We start from the raw sequence: 289 nt of genomic DNA on the forward strand, positions 1-289 counted from the left end.
TGCCGCCAGTTTGGACGGTAGCAATGTATTGACGATCAGTGAAGGAACCACGGATGTAACGGTCAACCTATCGGCCCTTGTCGATGATGCGGATGCCGATGCAAGCAACGAATTACAGACCATTTCTCGCTCAGGTACCGATGTGACCTTGAGTGATGGGGGAGGTACGGTATCCATTGCGGATAACGATAATAACAGTAGCAACGAAATCCAGGATATCAGTACCGACGGCACCGCCGGTGACATCAGTTTGAGCAGCGGAAGCAGCTTGACTTTGAATGTAAACGAT

General features: G+C 50.2%; 1 protein-coding gene. It reads left to right on the top strand.

All coding sequences use genetic code 11. The features are described from left to right. On the top strand, window positions 1-289 hold a 289-nt coding region (locus ABV409_RS16695), incomplete at both ends, for a hypothetical protein (RefSeq protein ID WP_353878766.1).

Source organism: Flagellimonas algarum (assembly GCF_040513375.1).
Taxonomy (GTDB): Bacteria; Bacteroidota; Bacteroidia; order Flavobacteriales; family Flavobacteriaceae; genus Flagellimonas_B; species Flagellimonas_B algarum.